The following is a 20,230-nucleotide window of genomic DNA, read 5'->3' on the forward strand; positions in this document are numbered from 1 at the left end:
GGCCCGGACGGACAAGCGCATCCGCGTCGCCATAGCCGCCGCGGCCATGCAGACGGCGACTGCCCGATGAGGTCCACGACATCGGTGTCGGCGTGTGCCATCAGCACCAGCCGGTTACGTACGGTGACGGGCCGACCTCCATGGGAGGGGGTGGTCCACGATCGGCGCAGCTGCCTCGAGGAGCGGGTGAGGGTCCGTCGGTGCGGCAGCTCGCCCAAGCGATTGGGTTGCGTAGCACGGCGTCGGTCGCCTATCACCTGGCTAACCTGGAGCGGTCGGCGCGCTGATACGCGACGGCCAGGGCTGGAACACCTGCCGCCTGGGCCACTAACTGGCACTGCCCGGGTCTGGGCTCAACTGGCCGCCCAGCGGTCCGACCAGCTGTGGTCGGGGTGGCGCGCAGCCGCTGCACCGCGGCGGGCAGGGGCTGCATGGGGCGTGTCCAAGCCCGGGGAGTGGCTTCAGCTGACGGTGCTGCCGGGGCGAGGTGGATTATGGCTTCGGAGCGAGTGCGGAGGGGACGCCGAACCGTCGGCCTGCGTGATCTGACCTGGGCAAACACTCACCGGACTTCGGCACCAGGCTCTCAGTCTCATGGAGAGACGACCAGACTGCGGATAAGGCCCGCAGCCTCCTGTGCAGCCGCAGCCGTCGCCTTCCACTGCTGGATCCAGCCTATGCCCGCGCTCTCGGCCAACTCGGCCGAGTGCCCCGGCCCAATGATGGCCGCCAACCACGGTCTTGATGTCGTCCCGGCGTGCTTCCAGCGGCAGGTGCCAGATGCCCCGTGGCTGTCGAGTCGGCAGCGGCTGTGTCGGCGAAGGCCGTGGACGACCAGCTGATCGACGAGTTGGTGAGCGTCGGAGCCGGCCGCGCTTGCCCCGCACCGGCGGCACGGCCTGCAGGGCCCGTGCCGACCGGCACCCTGGACGCTACGGCTGCAGACCGTGCGTCTGGGCTCGATTGAACAAGTCAGGAGCCCGGCCAAAGGTCCCATCACAGTCTTGTCCTGACGCCCGACCGGCCCGTGCGATCCCTCGCGCACCGTCGGGGTTGAGGGGACCGGCCTACGGTTCCGAACTCGCCCGGTTCCTTCCCCAGAGGAGCTGTACCCGCCGCCCGTGGACATCAACGAGGGTGAGATCGACGGCGCGCTCCCGGGCTCGCGACGCGATGAAAGGTGTTCCGTGCGGTTGGCTCGGGCCACGACCATCGAAGCCCCAGACGCGTACCACCTGGTGAGGTGTTCTGAACTGGGCTCTCTGAGACCCGTTGTGAGGTCTTCATGCCCTTGTGAGGTGTGATTGTGCTCGGGAGGCTCAGAGGCTGGAACGGTTCCGGCCAGGACCAGATCACTCTCAGCAGAGGACTTCCTGCCCAGGTGGCGGATGAGATCTTCATCCTGACCGGAGCCGCTGCTGAAGCGAGCCCCGCGGTCTGTCGAAAGAGCTCTCACTCCGGATTCGGATAGCGATGACTCGATTCGCTGCCCATTAGGTGGCGGACCAGCCATCGCGCTGAGTCCTGGGATTAGGTCGACGCGTGGCCCGTATGTGCTCGTGACCAGGATAAATCGTGCACCACAAGGAGGGAATCTTGACCTACTGCGGCATAGACTGGGCCGAGCGTACACACGACGTCGCCCTGGTCGACGACAGCGGCCAGTTACTTGCCAAGCGGCACATCACCGACGATGCCGCGGGTTACAAGATGCTTCTGGACCTGCTGGTCGAGTACGGGGACAGCAAGGAGAACCCGATCCCCGGCGCGATCGAAACCTCCCGAGGCCTGCTTGTCGCGGTGCTGCGGACCGGCAAGCGGCAGGTGTTCGCGGTCAATCCGATGGCGGCCGCCCTCTACCGCGAGCGGCACTCGGTTTCGCGGAAGAAGTCCGACCCTGGCGACGCCCTGGTGCTCGCAAACATCCTGCGGCCGGACACGCACGCCCACTGGCCACTGCCCAACGACAGCGACCTCGGCCGGGCCGTCGCCGTCCTCGCCCGTGCTCAGCAGGACGCACTCTGGAACCGCCAGCAGCTGTCCAACCAGCTGCGTGAGTACTACCCGGCCGCAGGTCCGCCCGCCAGGCTGACCTGATCACCGTCGCGATGGCCGGTGCCCTCTCCTACGACCGCAAGGGCGTCCTGCGCGACCAGCCCCGGCCCGGCTATGCCGGAACCGCCGTCGACGAGAGCCGCCTCGGGGGCGACGACCGCCGCGCGGACGCGCCCCGGCGCCTCGAAACGGCCCTCGAAAGACCGTCGAGGCAGCCGGGGCGCGGGGCGGCCGGGTTCGGTGGACTCCGCGGGGGCTCGTGGATTCCGCAGGACTCAGAGGGACGGGCCGGAGTCCTCGGGCCGGATGCGGCCCCGCCAGGCCCCCGTCTCGCCGCCGCGCTCCTCGATGTACTGCTTGAAGCGCTTCATGTCTCCCTTGACGCGCCGGTCGATCACGCCCAGCATGTCCCCGGCCGTCTCCACGGCGCCGCTGGGCTCGACCTCCATGACCAGTTCCACGCGGGTATGCGTGTCGTCGACGCGCTCGAAGCGGACGGAGCCCTTCTGCCGGGTGTCGCCGGTGGTGCTGCGCCACGTGATGCGTTCGTCGGGCAGCTGGTCGACGATCTCGGTGTCGAACTCCCGCCGGACACCGCCGATCTTGGTGGTCCAGTGGTTGTGACTGTCATCGAGCTGCCTGACCTCCTCGACACCCTCCATGAACCTCGGGAACTCCTCGAACTGCGTCCACTGGTTGTAGGCGGCGTGGACGGGGACGTCGACTTCCACTGTTTCCTTGACCGTGCTCATCTGCGCCTCCTGTTTTGCCGATTGGCGGCGGGACGGGTGTCCCGCCGCGGAATCCCGACAAAGGCGACGAGTACCCCGCGGAGCCCGGTTCACGACCCGATCGGCGCGGGTCAGCCGAGCGTTCCGGTCCGGGCGGCCTGCCACAGGTCGACGCCGCCGTCGGTGGCGTACTTGTCGATCTCGGCCAGCTCCTCGGAACGGGCCTTCCGCGTCTCGGTCCGCTGCCACGGGACCGCCCGATGACCACCGTGGCCAACTACGGCTCGCGCGTCCGCGAGACCCCGCCCGCCCCGGCCGCCATCGAGGAGCCCGAGGAGGCCCCGGGCGCAACCGAGGAGGCCGCGCCTGCGCCCGAGGTGCCCCCGGCCGACCCCGTAGCGGCGCACTTCCTCGAGGTAGCCCGCGAGCGGGCACGGCAGCGCCAGCAGGCGAACGCGCTGGGCTGGTCCGCCAGGCTGACCTGATCACCGTCGCGATGGCCGGGGCCCTCTCCTACGACCGCAACGGCGTCCTGCGCGACCAGCCCCGGCCCGGCTATGCCGGAACCGCCGTCGACGAGAGCCGCCTCGGCCCGCTCCTCACGGCCGGGTTCCTCGTCATCACCGAACCGAACAGCCCCGGCAGCAAGCGCGTCAGCGTCACCGTCGACGGCCGCGACGCCCTGACCCTGTGGCGGCGCTGGCGGCCCACCCCGGCCGTGAAGGACCGCAAGCAGGACCGCGAACCGCTCCGCCCGCTCCCCGGCGGCGAGGAAGCCACCCGCCGGGCGCGCGCCTTCAACGAGGACGAGCGGAAGCGGCGGGCTGAGCGCGACGCCCTGTACGCGGCGCTCGACGAGCTGCGCGCCTGGGAGGAGCGCGACGAGCGGATGTGGGAGGCGTGGGCGAAGGTGCAGGGCATCACGTCCCGGCTGGGCCGCAACGTCCCGGTCGGCTGGGTGCCCACCGCCGAGGAGATCGCCGAGCACCGCCTGGACCCGGAGGTCTCGCCGAGCTGCGCGCCGAGGCCGCGCGGCCCACGCCGAGGCCGGAGCTGCCGAAGGCGTCCCCGCTCCGCCCGGTCGAACTCCCCCCGCTCCCGGCCGCGCCGGACGAGACCGAGCAGCTCACCCGCATCGAGCACGACGAGCGCCAGACGCTCCTGCCCACGCTCGTCGGGCGCGGCGCCGGTGTCGTCAAGGTCCACGTGTACGGGGAGGCGCCCGGCAGCCTGTCCGCTGGCGCCGACCTGGCGCGCAAGCTTGCCGCCGTCCACGGCGCCGCCAAGGCCCGCGTGGTCTGGTTCCTGGGCCCCGAGCAGCCCGAGGCGTACGCCCAGGGCATGGGGACCCGCGTCCACCTCAAGGACTTCACCCAGGGGTCCGGCCAGGCTCCGGGCATGCCGGTCCACGAGGACAAGCGACTGCACGAGGGGGCCGGGTTCGCGGAGTTCGCCGAGCAGATGGCCGGCGACGGGTTCGCGTTCCTCCAGAGCAGATGCGGGCCGGGACCGTGGGCCCGGTCCTCACCGTCCTCCACGACGGGCGCGTAGCCGGTGCCATCGGCCCCATGGAGACCATGGCCGACGTCGGCGGCGCCGCGCGCCTGCTGCCCCAGTATTTCGGCGTGCTGCCCCGGTACCGCGGCCAGGGCTACGGCCGGGCGCTTTGGCGCGCGGCGATGCAATGGGGGCACCAGCACAGCGCCGCGTACCAGCTCCTGCAGACCGAGGTGGGCGGGGTCTCCGACCGGCTGTGTGCGGCGGAGGGGTTGGCGTCGCTGGGGTTCGTCTACCAGCGGGAGGCCTGACGTGGCCCGTGCGGCGGTGTGCTCGGCCGGCTCCTGGGGGACCGCCGTTGCGAAGATCCTGGGTGACGCTGGCGGCGACGTCATCGTGCACGCCCGGCGACCCGAGATCGTGGACGCGATCAACGCCCGCCACCGGAACCCGGCGTACTGGCCGGACGTCGAGCTGCCTCCGTCCGTGGCGGCCACGACCGATCCGGCCGCCGCGCTGGACGGCGCGGACTACCTCGTGTTGTCCATCCCGGCGCAGACACTGCGGGCCAACCTCGCCGCCTGGACGCCGCACATCGGGCCGGACATCGTGGTCGTGTCGCTGATGAAAGGCTTCGAGCGGGACACCGGACTGCGGGCAAGTCAGGTCATCGCCGAGGTGGCCGGTGTGAGCGCGGACCGGGTCGCTGTGCTGTCGGGCCCGAACCTCGCCCGGGAAGTCATGGCCGGTCAGCCCGCCGCCGCGACCGTCGCCTGCCCTGACGAGGAGGCCGCACGCCGCTTTCAAACGGCGTGCCACACCTCCTACTTCCGGCCCTACACCAGCACCGACGTGATCGGCTGCGAACTGGGCGGCGCGGTGAAGAACGTGATCGCGGTCGCGGCCGGCGTCGCCTCCGGTATGGAGTTGGGCGACAACGCGGTGGCCATACTCATCGCCCGGCGCCTGGCGGAGGCCATCCGATTGGGGACGGCCATGGGCGCCGACCCGGCCACCCTCTCCGGCCTGGCCGGGTTGGGGGACCTGGTGGCCACCTGTACGTCCCCGCTCTCCCGTAACCGCACTTTCGGGGCCCGCGTCGGCAGCGGCCTGACTGTGGACCAGGCCGCCGCCACGGGGCAGACCACTGAGGGCGTCAAGAGCGCGGAGGCGACCTCGGCCTGGCGCGGGTCCACGACGTGGAGATGCCGATCACGGGAGTGGTCTCCGCCCTGTTGCACGGCAAGGTCACGCTCGACGAGGCTGCGGCCGCGCTGATGCAGCGGCCCCCTAAGCTGAGCGTTGACCCCTGGAGTCGACTCCTGAGCCGGCCCCGCCGTCCGCCGTCGCGGATGGTCGGGGCCGCTTCAGCGATCGCCCCAGATGTCTGGCCGCGACCGGCTGCCGCAGCGTGCTTTGGGTGCTGTTCACGAACATGTCACGGACGGTGAGGGCAACTCCTTGGGCGCGTTCCGTGTCGGAGTGGCACAGGTCGTTTTCTGACAAGGAGCCAGTCATGCGCCGTCACACCGCTGTTGCCGCCTTGATCGCGTGTTCCGCGCTGCTGCCGGTCACGGGATGCGCACGCAACGCCGACCAGACCGTTGTCACCGCCCCGATCAGATCCGCGCCCGGGGCGGTACCGGATGAGAAGAACTGCCCTACCGCCGCCGATTTGCAGGACGATCCCGAGCCCACCAGTGCGGCCGCCACCTCCACCAACGACCCGGCCGCCGAGGAGCTGTCCAACGACTCGATCGACGACGCGCTGTGGAACGACCCGGTCGCCGAGGCGCTGTCCCAGGCCGTGGGTGCTCAGGGACGCGACGCCTTCGCGGACGTCTACGGCTCGCACATGACCGACTACCCCCCGGGCCGGGTGGCGCTGTGCGTGACCGACCTGGCCCGCGGGCAGCAGCTCGCGGCGGCGGCCAAGCAGGCGGACCCGGGCATCGACCTCTCCCGCCTGGACCTGTACCGCTGCAGCTATGCAGAACGCACTCTGGCCGCCGCGCTCGACAAGATCGACGCGGCGGACGACCAGGGGCGGCTGCTGGGATTCCCGCTGTACTCCTCCTGGCTACCCCCGGACGCCTCAGGTGTCGTCGTGAACTCGACCGCGCAGGGCGCCGCCTCGCAGGCCCTGCGCGACTGGCTGGCAGCGCTCACGGGCGGCATCCCGGTGACCGTCGTCAATGACACCTCGGCGATACCGATACCGGCCTGAGCACCGGCGCCTGATGCGCGTGCCCGCTGGACCTGGACCAGCGTGATCACAGGCGCTCTGCAACAGCTCGCCGCCCTGCCGAACCCCGGCTGACGGTCGTGGAACCTGGCCTGGGGCCACGACGTGGAGATGCCGATCACGGGAGTGGTCTCCGCCCTGCTGCACGGCACGGTCACTCTCGACGAGGCCGCGGCCGCGCTGATGCAGGGGCCCCTTAAGTCCGAGCGTTGACGCCCTGGCGTTGACTCCTGAGCCGGCCCCGCCGTCCGCCGTCGCGGATGGTCGGGGCCGCTTCAGCGTCCACCTGGCAGCGGGTGAGCCGGATGCGCGGCAGCTTTGGTCATCCTGGCGGCCGACGCGGGCTCGTGGAGCCCGGGAGCGGGTACGGGCTGGTCAGGGCACTGCGCGTACCCGTGTTTCCGGTGGCGTTCCCACGGGAACACGGACGCCGTCCCGAGGCGGCCCGAGGCGGCCCGAGGCGGGCCGGAACGGGCTGACGCGGGCTGAAGCGTGGAAGTTTGCGCAGGTCGGAGGGAAACCGCAGGTCAGAGGTACTGCGAGGGGCCCTCTGGTGCCGTGCTCCGATGACCTGAGTCGAGGTGAGAAGCCCAGTGATCAGCAGGAGGCTCGTGCTTCAGGCCACTCTGGCAGGCGGAACGTCTCTCTTTTCCGTTCCCGGTACGGTGATGCCGCGCGCTTCGCCGGCGGAAGCAGAAGTCCTGGATCCGGCGGTGATACGGAAGTACGTGGCCGAACTTGTGATACCGCCCGTCATGCCGCCGGACAGCCGGGCCGGCCGGGACATCTACACGATCGGCATCCGCCGGTTCCGGCAGCAGGTGCTTCCCCCGGGCATGCCGGCCACAACGGTGTTCGGATACGGCTCGACCGGGCATCCCGAAACGTTCCACTATCCCGCGTTCACCATCGAAGCCCGGTACGAACGAGCGGTCCAGGCCAGGTGGGTCAATCAACTCGTCGACACGAGCGGCGGATATCTGCCGCATCTGCTGCCGGTGGATCCCACACTCCACTGGGCGAACCCACCGGGCGGGGCCAAACAGCGGGACTCCCACACCATGTTCACCTCGACACCCGGACCGTACGGCGGACCGGTTCCCGTCGTCACCCACCTGCACGGCGGGGCGAACACGGAGGAGAGCGACGGATACGCCGAGGCCTGGTACCTGCCCGACGCGCAGGGCATTCCCCGCGGTTACGCCCGAGTCGGATCCTTCTACGAGGAGTTCGCGAAGAAGTCCGAGGCGAAGACCGGTGTGCCCTGGGGCCCGGGCGAGGCCGTCTTTCACTACGCCAACCGCGGCCGAGCTGCCACTCTGTGGTTCCACGACCACACCCTGGGCATCACCCGGCTGAACGTGTACGCCGGCATGGCGGGCTTCTACCTGTTGCGCGGCGGGCCGTCGGACCTGGGGGAAAGCGTCCTGCCCGGGCCCGCGCCGAGGCTCGGTGACCTGCCCGGAGCGCGCTACTACGAGATCCCCGTCGTCGTCCAGGACCGCTCGTTCCGCACCGACGGGACCCTGTTCTATCCGGCGAGCCGGGCACTGTTCGACGGGTTCAAAGGCCCTTATGTGCCCGGCAGCGACATTCCGCCGATCTGGAACCCGGAGTACTTCGGCAACGCGATGGTCACCAACGGCAGGACCTGGCCGGTGCTGCCCGTGGAGCCGCGCCGCTACCGGTTCCGGCTCCTCAACGGCTGCAACTCACGCACCCTGATCCTGAAGATCGTCACTGACCGGCTGGCCCGCAGGCCGGTACCGGCAAAGCTTTCCCTGTGGCAGGTCGGAAGCGACGGAGGCTTCCTGCCCGCACCCGTTCGGCGCGACCAACTGCTGCTCGCCCCGGCCGAACGCGCCGACGTCGTCGTCGATTTCTCCTCGATCCCGGTCGGCACGGAGCTGTACCTGATCAACGAGGGACCGGACGCCGTGTTCGCGGGAGGCACGGTCGGGACCGGCTTCCCCGCGGCGAACCCGAAGACCACCGGGCAGGTCATGAAGTTCGTAATCAAACCGCTCGTCGCGGCGGACACATCGACGCCTCCCGCACAGCTCATGCTGCCGCACTTCGAGCCCCTCGGCGCAGCAGACCGCACCCGACAGGTCAGTCTCGGCGAGGTGGCCTCGGCCCGCGTGCCGGGCGTGAGTCCCCGCGAAGTTCTGCTCGGCGTCATCGGTCCGAACGGCAAACCGAAACTACTGGGATGGGCCGATCCCGTCACGGAGAACCCCGTCGTGGGATCAACGGAGATTTGGGAGATCGTCAACCTGACGAAGGACGCCCACCCCATTCACGTCCACGAGGTGCAGTTCCAGGTTGTCGACCGGCAAACGCTCCCGGCCGGTGGCCGTCGTTCCCCGGAAGCGTGGGAGCGCGGTTTCAAGGACACGGTGCTCGCCTATCCGCAGGAGACAACCCGGGTCAAGGTGCGCTTCGGCCAGACAGGCCGGTACATGTGGCACTGCCACCTCCTGGAACACGAGGACAACGAAATGATGCGTCCCCTGCGCGTCGGCCCAGCCTGACAACCGGCCAGAAGACCGCTCGAACCCGCCACCGTGGACGCACGGGACGTCCACTCACCACGGGCGTTCTTCGTCTGCTGTTCCCGTTGGTCCCGGGCGAAGTCGGTGGCGAGCGTCGCCACATACATGCGCAGGTCCTGGGCGGTGTCGACCTCCACCGGGTTGGTGTCGGAATCGGCGAGCGCGCAGTTGAACCCCGGCATGCGCGCCGGCCCGTCATTGGTCGCGGATGTGATCTCGGCTGCTGGCAGGAAAGTCGGATAAACGGCACGCGTGCCGGGTAGGACGGACGCCGGGATGATCTCCACTGCGGAAGGCGCCCCCAGCACTCGCCCAGCCGGGCTCGCCCGGCGAGAAAGAAGGAGCAGCCAGATGGCCAGCGGCACTGTGAAGTGGTTCAACGCCGAGAAGGGATTCGGCTTCATCGCTCAGGACGGCGGGCCGGACGTCTTCGCGCACTACTCGAACATCTCCGGTACCGGCTACCGCGAGTTGGTAGAGGGCGAGAAGGTGACCTTCGACGTGACGCAGGGACAGAAGGGACCTCAGGCGGAGAACATCGTCCGCGGCTGACCTGCGCACACCCTGCCCTTCCTGGCGTGTATTGTTGCTGGTGCCGACGCGGGGTGGAGCAGCTCGGTAGCTCGCTGGGCTCATAACCCAGAGGTCGCAGGTTCAAATCCTGTCCCCGCTACCACACGAAAGGGCCCGGTTTCCGGGCCCTTTCGCATGCGCCCACGGCCACAGCGAGGGCGCAACGGGTGGGCGGCGGCGTCCGATCGACGTCGCAAACCCATAGTGGGGTGCCGTCCGGGGCGGACCGGAACTGGACGTTGCCTCCGAACGCCATGTGCTTCTGGCTGAGCCACAGGTCAGACCTGTCCTACCAGGGGCCTCACGCCCTCTCCACAGGCCGGAGGAGAGACGATACGTAGACTCGCACACAGTGCAGGGAGCAGCTGACGGTGGGGGTATTGTTCTGTGGCGACTTATGTATTGATCCACGCCGCGGCTGTTGATTCGTGGTACTGGGGGCCGCTGGCTACCGAGTTGCGCGACCGGGGCCACGAGGTGGTTGCACCGGACCTGCCGTGTGATGACGAGTCGGCCGGGCTCGCGGAGTACGCCGACACGGTGGTCGAGGCGATCGGCGACCGGACCGATCTCGTCGTCGTCGCCCACTCGTTCGGCGGTTTCACCGGCCCGATGGTGTGCGACCGGGTGTCGGCGGACCTGCTGGTCATGCTCCAGGCCCAGGTTCCGGCCCCCGGCGAGTCGCCGGGGCAGTGGTGGGGCAACACCGGTTACGGGCCGGCCCGGCAGGAATCCGACCGCCACAGGGGCGTCCCGGAGGGGACCGAAGAAGACGTACTCTCCCTTGTGCTGCACGACACCCCGGCCGCCTTGGCCGCCGAGTTCATGGCGAAGCACCAGCGGAATCAGGCGTCGGCCCCGTTCGGGGATCCGTGGCCGCTGGCCGTGTGGCCGAAGGTGCCGACCAGGTTCCTGATGTCGTCCGACGACCGCTTCTTCCCTGCCGAGTTCATGCGAAGGATGGTCGCCGAGCGGCTCGGCTTCCAGCCGGACGAGATGCCCGGCGACCACTGCCCGATGCTCGGCCACCCGAAGGAGCTGGCCGACCGTCTGGAGGCGTACCGCGCCGCACGGTGACCGGTGCACCACGGGCGGACTTCGGGTGTCCAACTCGGCGACTACGACATCGCTCACTACGCCGCGGCCTTCGGCGCCCACGGCTACCGGGCCGCGTCCGAGGAGCAGGTCGGTCCAGCCGACGACACCCGCGATCATCGTGCCCGGTGGCCGGAGCCGGCGTCACGGCAGCTCCCACACGACGGGCAGCCCCGCGTCGGCGCCCCCGTGGGAGTAGTCGTGCACGACGTCGAGCAGCTCGGCCATACGGGCCTGCCAGGCGATGTTGACCGGCAGCCGCTCCAGTTGGGCGAGGAGGCGGGGGTAGTCCTCGCACTCCAACAGGTGGAAGAGGTCGCTGCCGCTGCGCCAGATCGTCCAGGAGGTGGCCCCGGCGGCGCGGATGGCGGCGGTCAGCTCGGCCGGGACCTCCCGGTGCGCGGCCTCGTAGTCGGCGATCCGGTCGGGCCGGACCTTGGTGTGCAGGGCGACTCTCATGACGACTCCTGGGTGGGCAGCAGACCCGTCTCGCGCAGTTCCCGCCAGAAGGCGGACGGGACGTGGATTGCGAACTGCTCTGCGCAGTCGCGGACTTCGGCGGCCGAGCCGACACCCACCAGAACGCTGGCCACGGCGGGGTGTGCGGAGCAGAAGTCGAGGGCGGCGGCACGCAGGGTGACGCCATGCCGCCCGGCGACTGCCTGCAGCCGCAGCGCCCGGTCCAGCATCTCCTGGGGCGTTCTGGCGTAGTCGTACGTCGATGCCGGCGTCGGGTGCGCCAGCAGACCGGAGTTGAAGGCGCCGCCGACGACGACCGACGTGCCGCGCTCGGTGGCGGCCGGGAGCAGGTCGGCGAGGGCGCTCTGGTCGAGGAGGGTGTAGCGGCCGGCGCACAGCACCACGTCGACGTCGGTGTCGCGGACGAAGCGGGTGAGCATCGCGGACTGGTTCATGCCGGCGCCGATCGCCCTGACCACGCCTTCGGAACGGAGCTTCTCCAGCGCCGGATAGCCCTCGCGGAAGGCCTGCTCGGCGTGGTCGTCGGGATCGTGGAGGTAGACGACGTCGAGGCGGTCCAGGCCGAGGCGGTCCATGCTCGCCTCCAGGCTGCGGCGGATGCCGTCGGCGCTGAAGTCCCAGACACGACGGTGCGTGGCGGGTACCGCGAAGCCGTTGGCCAGGTCGTCGCCCGTGCTGTCGGCGGGCTCCAGGCGGCGGCCCACCTTGGTGGAGACCGTGTAGTGGGCGCGGTCGTAGTCCCGCAGGGCCGCGCCGAGGCGGCGTTCGGACAGGCCCAGGCCGTAGTGCGGGGCGGTGTCGAAGTAGCGGATGCCCCGTTCCCAGGCGGCGGCCACCGCTTCGTGCGCCTCCTCGTCGCCGACGTGCCGGTGGAGGTTGCCGATCCCGGCGGCGCCGAAGCTCAGCGGGCTGACCTCGACGCCGCTGCGGCCCAGGGAGGTCACCGGCCCGCCGGGCGCAGCCGCAGACCTTGCATGCCGCCGTCGACGGCGAGTGCGGTTCCGGTCGTGGCGCCGGACAGGGGGCTGGCCAAATAGGCGATGGCGCCCGCGACTTCGGCGGCGGTGACGAGCCGGCCCGTGGGCTGGCGGGCTTCCAGCGCGGCGCGTTCGGCGGCCGGGTCGGGGGCGGTTTCCAGCAGGCGTCCGACCCACGGTGTGTCCACCGTGCCGGGATTGACGCAGTTCACGCGGATGCCCTCGCGGACGTGGTCGGCGGCCATGGCGAGGGTGAGTGAGTACACGGCGCCCTTGGTGGCGCTGTAGAGGGCGCGCTGGGGCAGGCCGGCGGTGGCCGCGATGGAGCAGGTGTTGACGATCGCCGCGTGCGAGGAGGCGCGCAGGTGCGGCAGGGCGGCGCGGGCGGTGCGGACCATGCCGAGGACATTGACGTCGAAGACGCGGCGCCACTCCTCGTCGTCGTTGTCCTCGACGGTGCCCTGGGCCCCGATGCCGGCGTTGTTCACCAGGACGTCGAGTCCCCCGAGGGCTTCGGCGGCCTGCTCGACGGCCCGGCGCACCGAGGTGTCGTCGGTGACGTCGGCCCGGAAGGCGAGCAGCGGCTTCACCACGGACGACGGGTCCAGGTCCAGGACGGCGACCTGCGCGCCCCGCTCGGCGAGGAGCTCGGCACTCGCCCTGCCGATACCGGAGGCGCCTCCCGTCACCAGCGCCCTGAGTCCCTGGAAGTCGCTCATGCCGCATGTCCCTTCTGCAGGTCGGGGTCGGCGGCCCAGAAGGTGCCGCCGGGGAAGGTGTACCGCGCGATGGACTCCGGCCGCATGGCGGCCGAGAAGCCCGGGGCGGTGGGGGCCGCGTAGTGGCCGTCCTGGATCACCACCGGGTTCAGGAAGTGCTCGTGGAGGTGGTCGACGTACTCGATGACGCGGTCCTCGGTGGTGCCGGAGACCGCGACGTAGTCGAACATCGACAGGTGCTGCACGAGTTCGCACAGGCCGACCCCGCCCGCGTGCGGGCAGACGGGGACTCCGTACTTGGCGGCCAGCAGCAGGATCGCGAGGTTCTCGTTGACTCCGGCGACGCGGGCCGCGTCGATCTGGAGTACGTCGAGGGCGCCTGCCTGGAGCATCTGCTTGAAGACGATGCGGTTGTGCACGTGCTCGCCGGTGGCGACCTTCACAGGGGCCACGGCCTCGCGGACCGCCGCGTGGGCGAGGATGTCGTCGGGGCTGGTGGGTTCCTCGATCCAGTACGGGTCGAACTCGGCGAGCGCCCTGGTCCAGCGGATCGCCTCGGCCACGCCCCAGCGCTGGTTGGCGTCGATGGCGATGCGGACGTCCGGCCCGACGACCGTGCGGGCCACCCGGCAGCGGCGCACGTCGTCGTCGAGGTCCGCACCGACCTTCAGCTTGATCTGGGTGAATCCGTCGGCAACGGCCTGGGCAGCGAGCCGGCTGAGCTTGTCGTCGTCGTAGCCGAGCCAGCCCGCCGAAGTCGTGTAGGCGGGGTAGCCACGCTGGAGCAGGCGCGTCGTGCGCTCCTTCGCGCCCTCCCGGCCACGGCGCAGGATCTGGAGCGCCTCCTCGGGGGTGAGCGCGTCGGTGATGTAGCGGAAGTCGATCTGGCTCACCAGCCACTCGGGGTCGGCCTCGGCGAGCAGCCGCCACAGGGGCTGCTGCGCGCGCTTGGCGGCGAGGTCCCACACGGCGTTGACGACCGCGCCGATGGCCATGTGCATCACGCCCTTCTCCGGTCCCAGCCAGCGCAGTTGACTGTCGCCGATCAGGTCCCGGAAGAGCGAGCCGGGGTCGGCGCACACCTCGTCGACCAGGCGTCCGACCACGTGGTGGCGCAGCGCGTGGATCGCGGCGACCTGGACGTCGTTGCCTCGCCCGATGGTGAAGGTGAAGCCGTGTCCCTCCGCTCCGCCGTCCTCATCCGTGCGCAGCACGACGTAGGCCGCCGAGTAGTCGGGGTCCGGGTTCATGGCGTCGGAGCCGTCGAGCTCGCGCGAGGTGGGGAAGCGGATGTCGTGGGTGTCGACCGCGATGATGCGGGCGGGCGTCGCAGACACGGATGGCCTTTCGGTCGGTGACGGGAGAACCGGCGGGTCAGTCCTGGGCTCGGCCCGTCGTCACGCGGGCGATCATGAGCGCGACCAGGATGATTCCGCCATAGATGGCCTGGATCCAGAACGACGGCACCTGGGCGAGGGTGAGCAGGTTCTGCACGACGCCGAGCAGAAGTACCCCGGTCAGGGCGCCGAACATGGTGCCCTTGCCGCCGTCCAGGCTGATACCGCCGATCACCGCTGCCGCGAACACCGTGAAGATCATGTTCTGGCCCTGGTTGGCGCTGATCGCGCCGACGTAGCCGGTCTGCATGATCCCGCCCGCCGAGGCCAGGACGCCCGCGACGACGAACACGCCGAGCATGACCCGCTCGACGCGGATGCCGGCCGCGCGGGCCGCCTCCGCGTTGCCGCCGATGGCGTACAGGGCCCGTCCGATGCGGTGGTACTTCAGCAACAGCCCGGCGACCGAGAAGGCGACGGCGGCCAGCCACACCGACAACGGGATGGCCAGGAAGGTGGTGGTGGCCAGGGAGTAGAAGCTGTCGGGCATGCCGAACAGCGTCTTGCCCTTGGTGGCACCGACCAGCAGACCGCGCAGCACGATCAGCATCGCCAGGGTCACGATGAAGGCGTTGAGCTTGAACCTGACGACGAGGACGCCGTTGAAGAGGCCGACGACCGCGCCCACCACCAGGATCGCGAGCAGGGCGAGCGGCGCCGGGAACTTCACGCCCCACCCGGACTGGACCGAGGGGAGCACCAGGAGCGCGCCCACGGCCGGCGCGATACCGACGACCGACTCCAGGGACAGGTCGAACTTGCCGGTGATCAGCACCAGCGACTCGGCGAGCACGACCATGGCGAGTGCGGCGGAGGCGCCGAGGATCGAGATCAGGTTGCGCTCGGTGAGGAACGAGTCGTTGACGACCGTGCCGAGCACCATCAGCAGCAACAGTGCGGGCAGCAGGGCGAGTTCGCGGGCCCGGCGCAGCAGGACCGCCCTGGCCGAACCCGCGGCGGCGGCGCGTGGCGGCGCGAGCGGGGCAGCCGCCTTGGTGTCAGCCATGGTCAACTCCTTCTATGGAGGCGATCAGCTCGTGGTCGCGCCAGCCCGCCCGGTGCTCGGCGACGACGTGGCCGTGGAAGAGGACGAGGACGCGGTCGCAGCGGCGCAGGTCGTCGAGTTCGTCGGAGACGACGAGGACGGCGGTGCCGTCCTCGCGGGCGTTGTCCATCCGTGCCAGCAGTGACTGCTTGGACTTCACGTCGACGCCGGCGGTGGGGTTGATGAGCACGAGCAGGTGCGGGTCGGAGGCGAGGGCGCGGGCCATGACGACCTTCTGCGCGTTGCCGCCGGACAGGTCCGCCACGGGCTGTTCGGGGCCCTCGGTATGGATGCCGAGGCGCTCGATCAGCTCGCCGGCGACACCGCGTTTGGTGTCGGTGGAGACGAAACCGAAGCGGCCGAGCCGGTCCGGCACGCTCATGGTGGCGTTGTCGCCGACCGTCATGCCGGCGACCAGCCCCTGTTCGTGCCGGTCGCGGGGCACACAGCCGACGCCCGCCCTGAGCGCGGCCCGCACATCGCCGAACGGAAGTTCTTTGCCATCGAGTTCGGCGGTCCCGCGGGTCGGGGTGTGCAGTCCGGCGAAGGTCTCGGCCAACTCGATCTTGCCGCTGCCGCTGGAGCCGGCGAGTCCGACGACCTCGCCACCGCGGACGGTGAGGTCGACGTCCGCGTACGCCTCGGAGGTGAGTCCGCGCGCGTCGAGCACCACGGGGGTGTCGACGGCGTTCGCATCGCGTACGTGCCGGCGCTCGTGCTCCGCGACCGACTCTCCCGCCATCGCCTCGACCAGGGCCGCGCGCGACAAGTCGGCGACCGGCGCGGTCGTGATCCAGCGGGCGTCGCGCAGCACGGTGACGGTCTGGCAGACCTCGTACACCTCCTGGAGGTGGTGTGAGATGAACAGGAAGGTGACGCCGGAGGCCTGCAGAGCTCGCATCCGCGTGAACAACCTCTCGATCTCGCGGTTGTCGAGCTGGGCGGTGGGCTCGTCGAGGACGATGAACCGCGCGCCGAAGCTCAACGCCCGCGCGATCTCGACCATCTGCCGGTCCTCGACCCTGAGTTCGCAGGTACGGGCCTCCGGGTCGACGTGCACGTCCCAGGTATCGAGGAGGTCGGCGGCCTGCTTCCTCAGCCGGCGCCAGCTGATGAGGCGTCCGCGGCCCGTGGGCTGGCGGTTGATGAACAGGTTCTCCGCGACCGTCAGTTCGGGAATGACCGTCGGTTTCTGGTACACACAGGCGACCTTGCGGCGCCAGGCGTCGCGGTCGGTGAGCGCGGGCGCGGGCTCGCCGTCGAAGCGGACCTCGCCCCCGTCGGGCGCCTGGAGGCCGGTGAGCACGGCGACGAGGGTGGACTTGCCGGCGCCGTTGCGGCCGACGAGGGCGTGGGACTCGCCGGGCAGGACGGTGAGCCGGCCGTCGGCGAGGGCGACGGTGGGTCCGTAGCGCTTGACGATGCCCCGCGCCTGAACCAGCGGGGTGGTGTCGGGGCTGCTCATCGGACCGTGTTGCCCCAGAGTTTGGGGTCGTCGACGTTGTCCTTGGTGACCAGTGGCGCGGGCAGTTGGTCCTCGAGGATGCCGCTGGGCAGCTTGACGATCGTGGAATCGTGGTCGGTGGGGCCCGGCTTGAACGTCTTGCCCTGCATCGCCGCCTTGATGTAGTACATGCCGTACTTGGCGTAGGCGTCGGCGGGCTGCGAGACGGTGGCGTCGATCTCGCCCTTGCGGATGGCCTCGTACTCCTGCGGAATGCCGTCGTTGGAGACGATGACGATGTGCCCGGCCGTGCCCGCTTTCTTCAGCATCTTCTTCGACTTCAGGGTCTGCAGGGTGGGCGCGAGGTAGACACCGCCCGCCTGCATGTAGATGCCCTTGATGTCGGGGTTGGCGTTCAGGAGCGTGTCGAGCTTGGAGGCGGCGGTGTCGGACTCCCACTTGGCGGGGATCTCCAGCACCTTCAGCTTGGGGAAGTTCTTCCGCACGCAGGAGCGGAACGCCTCCGAGCGGTCGCGGCCGTTGACCGAGGCGAGGTCGCCCATGATCTGCACGACCTTGCCCGAGCTGATGTGCGCGCCCAGGTACTGGCAGGCCTTCTCGCCGTAGGCGACGTTGTCGGCCCGTACGACCATGGCGACCTTGCCCTTGTCGGGTGCCACGTCCACGGCTACCACGGGGACGCCCTTGCGCTCGGCCTGGTCGAGTCCGGCCTGGATGGCGGCGCTGTCCAGCGGGGCGACGACGAGGCCCTTCACGCCCTGGTTGAGCTCGTTGTTGATGTCGGTGATCTGCTGCGAGGGGTCACTGTTGGAGTTGACCGTCTTCAGTGCGTCGACGCCCTGGGACGTGGCCATCTTCGGCACGTAGTCGTTGTACGACTGCCAGAACGGCGAGGTCAGCAGGGGCAGGATCACCCCGACCTTGCCGTTGCCGTCCCCTTTGGCGCCCGCCGCGCCGCTGTCCTTGGTGCTGCCGCATGCCGTGAGCGCCAGGGTGCCGCAGGCCGCCGCGGCCGTCGCGCGCACCGCCCACGAGGAGAATCGCCTGCCTTGCCGCTGCCTGCCTTGCCGTCCGTTCCGCGCTGTGCTGCCGGCCATCTGTCGGCTCCTCATCGAGCGAAATCGAGCAGTTGACCGCATATTTATCAGACCACTTGGCGCCCTCAACACCCTAGTGCGCCAAGATTTCCCACTTTCCGGCCGTAGTGGTCCGACCACATCGATGGCTAGACTGCGGCGCACGGTGACAGGAGGAGTGGCGTGGACGAAACTGCTACGGAGGAGACGGAACCGGAGACCGCCGCGGCCGCTCCGCAGAAGGGCACGGTGACACAGCGCGCCATTGAGCGGATCAAGGCGATGATCACCGAGGGCCTGCTCGAGCCCGGGCAGCGCCTGCCCACCGAGCGGGACCTGGCGGCCCAGCTGGGCATCTCCCGCAGTTCGATGCGTGAGGCGATCCGCGCGCTGACCGTGCTCGGCGTGCTGGAGGCCCGGCACGGCTCGGGCATCTACGTCACCCGGCTGGAGGCCGGTGACCTGCTGGAGACGTTCGGCGTGGTCGCCGACCTCTCTCGGGGCCCGCGCCTGGTGGAGCTGCTCGAGGTGCGCCGCATCCTGGAGTCGACGGCGACCGCGCTGGCGGCGGCCCGGATCACCCCGGACCAGCTCGCCGAGGTGGAGAAACACCTGACGGCGATGAACACCACCGACGATCCGGAGGAGATACTCGCCCACGACCTCGCCTTCCACCGGGAGATCGCTGTGGCCGCGGGCAACGAGACGATGGCCGCGATCCTGGACGGCCTGTCCTCGCGCACTTTCCGCGCCCGCGTCTGGCGCGGCTACCAGGAGGAGGGGGCCTTCGCCCGAACCCGTCGCGAACACGCCGCGATCCACCGGGCACTGACCGCCCGGGATCCGGAGGCCGCGCGGGCAGCCGCCGCCGCGCACGTGGGCGAGGTGGAGGAGTGGCTGCGAGCGCAGCTGGAGCGGTAGCGGCCCCGGAATTCGCCCCGGCCGGCCGCGCTCAGGGACCGACGGCCGCACGGGCGTCGCGGTCCGGCGCGGGCAGGAGCAGGCACCGGTCCAGGGCCCGGCGCAGCGTCTCACGCCAGGTTGCACGGTGCGCGGGTGGTGCTGTCCTGTGCCGGTGGCTTCGGTGGTCAGACGTCGAACGGCTCAAGCCCTGGCACGCCTTGACGGGCCGCCAGTACTCCTTCCTCGATCACGACTGGATGGCGGAGTTCGGCGAGCAGTTCCCCGTCTACCGGCCGCCATTGGCCATGGGCGGCGACCGCCCGATCGATGCCTGAATGCGTCGGGCATCCGGGGGTTGGGTCCCCGAACGCTGATGCGGTGTCCTGCCTGACGCCCCGGGGTCGGTGGTATGCGGCCGAAGACCCACGGCAGCCGCGCGCGGGTCAGCAGACGGCTGTGCGGCCACCATCCACGGGCAGCAGAACGCCGTGGACGAAGCTCGCCGCGTCGCTGGCCAGGTAGGCGATGGCCTCGGCGATCTCCTCCGGCTCGGCCGGCCGGCCAGCCGGGGCCTGGGCGGCCAGGGCGTCGAGGTACCCCTCCATGCCCGCTGTGCCCTCCGTGCGCACCGGCCCGGGGCGGACGGCGTTGACCCGTACCCCACGCGGGCCATATTCCGCGGCCCACGTCTTGGTCAGCAGTTCCACGGCCGCCTTGCTCGACCCGTACAGTCCCAGTCCCGCGACCCCGAAAGCGGCGGCGATGGTGCTGACGTTGACGATCGCACCGCCGCCCCGCTCGGCCATCGTCGGCGCGAGTTCCGCCACCAGGTGGAAGGGCGCCTTCATATTCAGCGCGTAGACGGTGTCGACCTCGCTCTCCGGTGCCTTCTCGGTGAGGGCGAAGGGGTAGATGCCCGCATTGTTCACCAGGATGTCGACCCGGCCGCTGCCCAGATCCAGGGCCCGCCGCGCCATCTGCCGCACCGACTGCGCCTTGCGCAGATCGGCGGCGACGAAGTCGGCCCAGCCGCCGCCGGCGCGGATGCCGGCGACCACGGACTCGCCGCGAGAGCTGTCGCGGCCGGCCACCAGTTCGCGCGATCCCCGCTGGGCCAGCAAGGCCGCGGTGGCGGCGCCGATGCCGCTGGTCGCGCCGGTCACCAAGGCCACGCGCCCGGTCAGATCAAACGAACCCATGAGGTTGTCCTCCGTGTCGGAAAAGTGAGGATCGCGGCGACTTCCCGGCCACCATTAGCCCCGGTTATTCAGCGGAATTGGTCGGGCTGACGCCCTGACAGCAGAAAGGTGCCGCTGACCTGCGAGGATGCGAGTGTCTAGATCGTATCCGGTGCAGAAGTCAGGACACCTTTCTGGTGAGCGAGCGTACAGGGTGGGATCGTCGGCTGTCCGTGGCA

18 protein-coding genes, 1 tRNA gene and 2 pseudogenes are annotated in these 20,230 nt (G+C 70.2%); 12 read left to right on the forward strand and 9 right to left on the reverse strand.

What is annotated here, in order from left to right; translation table 11 throughout:
• The first annotated feature begins 140 nt into the window (after positions 1 to 140).
• Together ABZ818_RS11790 and ABZ818_RS11795 are read left to right on the forward strand one after the other, a co-directional pair.
• Complete coding sequence (locus tag ABZ818_RS11790) at positions 141 to 287, forward strand: hypothetical protein (RefSeq protein WP_361413061.1); 147 nt, start codon at positions 141 to 143, stop codon at positions 285 to 287.
• 1,288 nt (positions 288 to 1,575) lie between these two features.
• Positions 1,576 to 2,073 (forward strand): annotated as a pseudogene (locus ABZ818_RS11795) (IS110 family transposase); the annotation flags it as partial.
• 257 nt (positions 2,074 to 2,330) lie between these two features.
• On the opposite strand, the gene ABZ818_RS11800 reads toward ABZ818_RS11795, so the two are convergent.
• Positions 2,331 to 2,807, reverse strand: coding sequence for an SRPBCC family protein (locus ABZ818_RS11800; protein WP_361413038.1), 477 nt, complete (start codon positions 2,805 to 2,807; stop codon positions 2,331 to 2,333).
• Positions 2,808 to 3,046: 239 nt separating this feature from the next.
• Between ABZ818_RS11800 and ABZ818_RS11805 the strand changes: the two genes are divergently transcribed.
• From ABZ818_RS11805 to ABZ818_RS11845, 9 genes and pseudogenes are all read left to right on the forward strand, one after another.
• On the forward strand, positions 3,047 to 3,271 hold the full coding sequence (locus tag ABZ818_RS11805; protein ID WP_361413062.1) for a hypothetical protein: 225 nt from the start codon (positions 3,047 to 3,049) through the stop codon (positions 3,269 to 3,271).
• Positions 3,272 to 3,686: 415 nt separating this feature from the next.
• Positions 3,687 to 4,337, forward strand: coding sequence for a hypothetical protein (locus tag ABZ818_RS11810; protein WP_361413039.1), 651 nt, complete (start codon positions 3,687 to 3,689; stop codon positions 4,335 to 4,337).
• Positions 4,338 to 4,354: 17 nt separating this feature from the next.
• A complete protein-coding gene (locus ABZ818_RS11815) occupies positions 4,355 to 4,594 on the forward strand; it encodes a GNAT family N-acetyltransferase (RefSeq protein ID WP_361413040.1) in 240 nt (79 codons plus the stop codon).
• A 1-nt stretch (position 4,595) separates the two neighbouring features.
• Positions 4,596 to 5,578 (forward strand): annotated as a pseudogene (locus ABZ818_RS11820) (NAD(P)H-dependent glycerol-3-phosphate dehydrogenase); the annotation flags it as partial.
• 221 nt (positions 5,579 to 5,799) lie between these two features.
• A complete protein-coding gene (locus ABZ818_RS11825; RefSeq protein WP_361413041.1) occupies positions 5,800 to 6,510 on the forward strand; it encodes a hypothetical protein in 711 nt (236 codons plus the stop codon).
• A 746-nt stretch (positions 6,511 to 7,256) separates the two neighbouring features.
• Positions 7,257 to 9,062 (forward strand): multicopper oxidase, encoded by a 1,806-nt coding sequence (locus ABZ818_RS11830; RefSeq protein ID WP_361413042.1) that lies wholly within the window; start codon positions 7,257 to 7,259, stop codon positions 9,060 to 9,062.
• A gap of 372 nt (positions 9,063 to 9,434) precedes the next feature.
• The gene (locus tag ABZ818_RS11835) at positions 9,435 to 9,635 is read left to right on the forward strand and encodes a cold-shock protein (RefSeq protein WP_361413043.1); all 201 of its coding nucleotides are present in this window, start codon (positions 9,435 to 9,437) and stop codon (positions 9,633 to 9,635) included.
• Positions 9,636 to 9,682: 47 nt separating this feature from the next.
• Positions 9,683 to 9,759 (forward strand) — tRNA-Met (locus tag ABZ818_RS11840).
• Positions 9,760 to 10,043: 284 nt separating this feature from the next.
• On the forward strand, positions 10,044 to 10,733 hold the full coding sequence (locus ABZ818_RS11845; RefSeq protein ID WP_361413044.1) for an alpha/beta hydrolase: 690 nt from the start codon (positions 10,044 to 10,046) through the stop codon (positions 10,731 to 10,733).
• A gap of 162 nt (positions 10,734 to 10,895) precedes the next feature.
• On the opposite strand, the gene ABZ818_RS11850 is transcribed toward ABZ818_RS11845, so the two are convergent.
• From ABZ818_RS11850 to ABZ818_RS11880, 7 genes are read right to left on the reverse strand one after another with little or no spacing between them, the layout of a single operon-like run.
• Positions 10,896 to 11,210, reverse strand: coding sequence for an L-rhamnose mutarotase (locus ABZ818_RS11850; RefSeq protein WP_361413045.1), 315 nt, complete (start codon positions 11,208 to 11,210; stop codon positions 10,896 to 10,898).
• Positions 11,207 to 12,175, reverse strand: a complete 969-nt coding sequence (locus ABZ818_RS11855; protein WP_361413046.1) for an aldo/keto reductase — start codon at positions 12,173 to 12,175, stop codon at positions 11,207 to 11,209. The genes ABZ818_RS11850 and ABZ818_RS11855 overlap by 4 nt, the downstream gene beginning before the upstream one ends.
• Positions 12,172 to 12,927 (reverse strand): SDR family oxidoreductase, encoded by a 756-nt coding sequence (locus ABZ818_RS11860; RefSeq protein ID WP_361413047.1) that lies wholly within the window; start codon positions 12,925 to 12,927, stop codon positions 12,172 to 12,174. The genes ABZ818_RS11855 and ABZ818_RS11860 overlap by 4 nt, the downstream gene beginning before the upstream one ends.
• A complete protein-coding gene (locus ABZ818_RS11865; protein WP_361413048.1) occupies positions 12,924 to 14,264 on the reverse strand; it encodes an L-fuconate dehydratase in 1,341 nt (446 codons plus the stop codon). Before ABZ818_RS11865 ends, ABZ818_RS11860 begins: the two co-directional genes overlap by 4 nt.
• A 37-nt stretch (positions 14,265 to 14,301) precedes the next feature.
• Positions 14,302 to 15,330 (reverse strand): ABC transporter permease, encoded by a 1,029-nt coding sequence (locus ABZ818_RS11870; protein WP_361413049.1) that lies wholly within the window; start codon positions 15,328 to 15,330, stop codon positions 14,302 to 14,304.
• Positions 15,323 to 16,834 (reverse strand): sugar ABC transporter ATP-binding protein, encoded by a 1,512-nt coding sequence (locus tag ABZ818_RS11875; RefSeq protein ID WP_361413050.1) that lies wholly within the window; start codon positions 16,832 to 16,834, stop codon positions 15,323 to 15,325. Before ABZ818_RS11875 ends, ABZ818_RS11870 begins: the two co-directional genes overlap by 8 nt.
• Entirely contained in the window at positions 16,831 to 17,931 is a 1,101-nt protein-coding gene (locus ABZ818_RS11880; protein ID WP_361413051.1) for a sugar ABC transporter substrate-binding protein, read from the reverse strand. The genes ABZ818_RS11875 and ABZ818_RS11880 overlap by 4 nt, the downstream gene beginning before the upstream one ends.
• A 162-nt stretch (positions 17,932 to 18,093) precedes the next feature.
• Between ABZ818_RS11880 and ABZ818_RS11885 the strand changes: the two genes are divergently transcribed.
• Positions 18,094 to 18,831, forward strand: coding sequence for a FadR/GntR family transcriptional regulator (locus ABZ818_RS11885; RefSeq protein WP_361413052.1), 738 nt, complete (start codon positions 18,094 to 18,096; stop codon positions 18,829 to 18,831).
• A 425-nt stretch (positions 18,832 to 19,256) separates the two neighbouring features.
• Here the strand turns inward: ABZ818_RS11885 and ABZ818_RS11890 are convergent, their stop codons facing one another.
• On the reverse strand, positions 19,257 to 20,012 hold the full coding sequence (locus ABZ818_RS11890) for a glucose 1-dehydrogenase (RefSeq protein WP_361413053.1): 756 nt from the start codon (positions 20,010 to 20,012) through the stop codon (positions 19,257 to 19,259).
• Positions 20,013 to 20,230: the final 218 nt, after the last annotated feature.

The organism is Streptomyces sp. NPDC047453, from assembly GCF_040643155.1.
Taxonomy (GTDB): Bacteria; Actinomycetota; Actinomycetes; order Streptomycetales; family Streptomycetaceae; genus Streptomyces.

Excerpts from the sequence above, each read along its gene's own strand:
- ABZ818_RS11790 (WP_361413061.1), top strand. The coding sequence starts at position 141 with ATGGGAGGGGGTGGTCCACGATCGGCGCAGCTGCCTCGAGGAGCGGGT.
- ABZ818_RS11800 (WP_361413038.1), bottom strand. The coding sequence starts at position 2,807 with ATGAGCACGGTCAAGGAAACAGTGGAAGTCGACGTCCCCGTCCACGCC.
- ABZ818_RS11805 (WP_361413062.1), top strand. The coding sequence starts at position 3,047 with ATGACCACCGTGGCCAACTACGGCTCGCGCGTCCGCGAGACCCCGCCC.
- ABZ818_RS11815 (WP_361413040.1), top strand. The coding sequence starts at position 4,355 with ATGGAGACCATGGCCGACGTCGGCGGCGCCGCGCGCCTGCTGCCCCAG.
- ABZ818_RS11825 (WP_361413041.1), top strand. The coding sequence starts at position 5,800 with ATGCGCCGTCACACCGCTGTTGCCGCCTTGATCGCGTGTTCCGCGCTG.
- ABZ818_RS11835 (WP_361413043.1), top strand. The coding sequence starts at position 9,435 with ATGGCCAGCGGCACTGTGAAGTGGTTCAACGCCGAGAAGGGATTCGGC.
- ABZ818_RS11850 (WP_361413045.1), bottom strand. The coding sequence starts at position 11,210 with ATGAGAGTCGCCCTGCACACCAAGGTCCGGCCCGACCGGATCGCCGAC.
- ABZ818_RS11860 (WP_361413047.1), bottom strand. The coding sequence starts at position 12,927 with ATGAGCGACTTCCAGGGACTCAGGGCGCTGGTGACGGGAGGCGCCTCC.
- ABZ818_RS11870 (WP_361413049.1), bottom strand. The coding sequence starts at position 15,330 with ATGGCTGACACCAAGGCGGCTGCCCCGCTCGCGCCGCCACGCGCCGCC.
- ABZ818_RS11875 (WP_361413050.1), bottom strand. The coding sequence starts at position 16,834 with ATGAGCAGCCCCGACACCACCCCGCTGGTTCAGGCGCGGGGCATCGTC.
- ABZ818_RS11880 (WP_361413051.1), bottom strand. The coding sequence starts at position 17,931 with ATGGCCGGCAGCACAGCGCGGAACGGACGGCAAGGCAGGCAGCGGCAA.
- ABZ818_RS11890 (WP_361413053.1), bottom strand. The coding sequence starts at position 20,012 with ATGGGTTCGTTTGATCTGACCGGGCGCGTGGCCTTGGTGACCGGCGCG.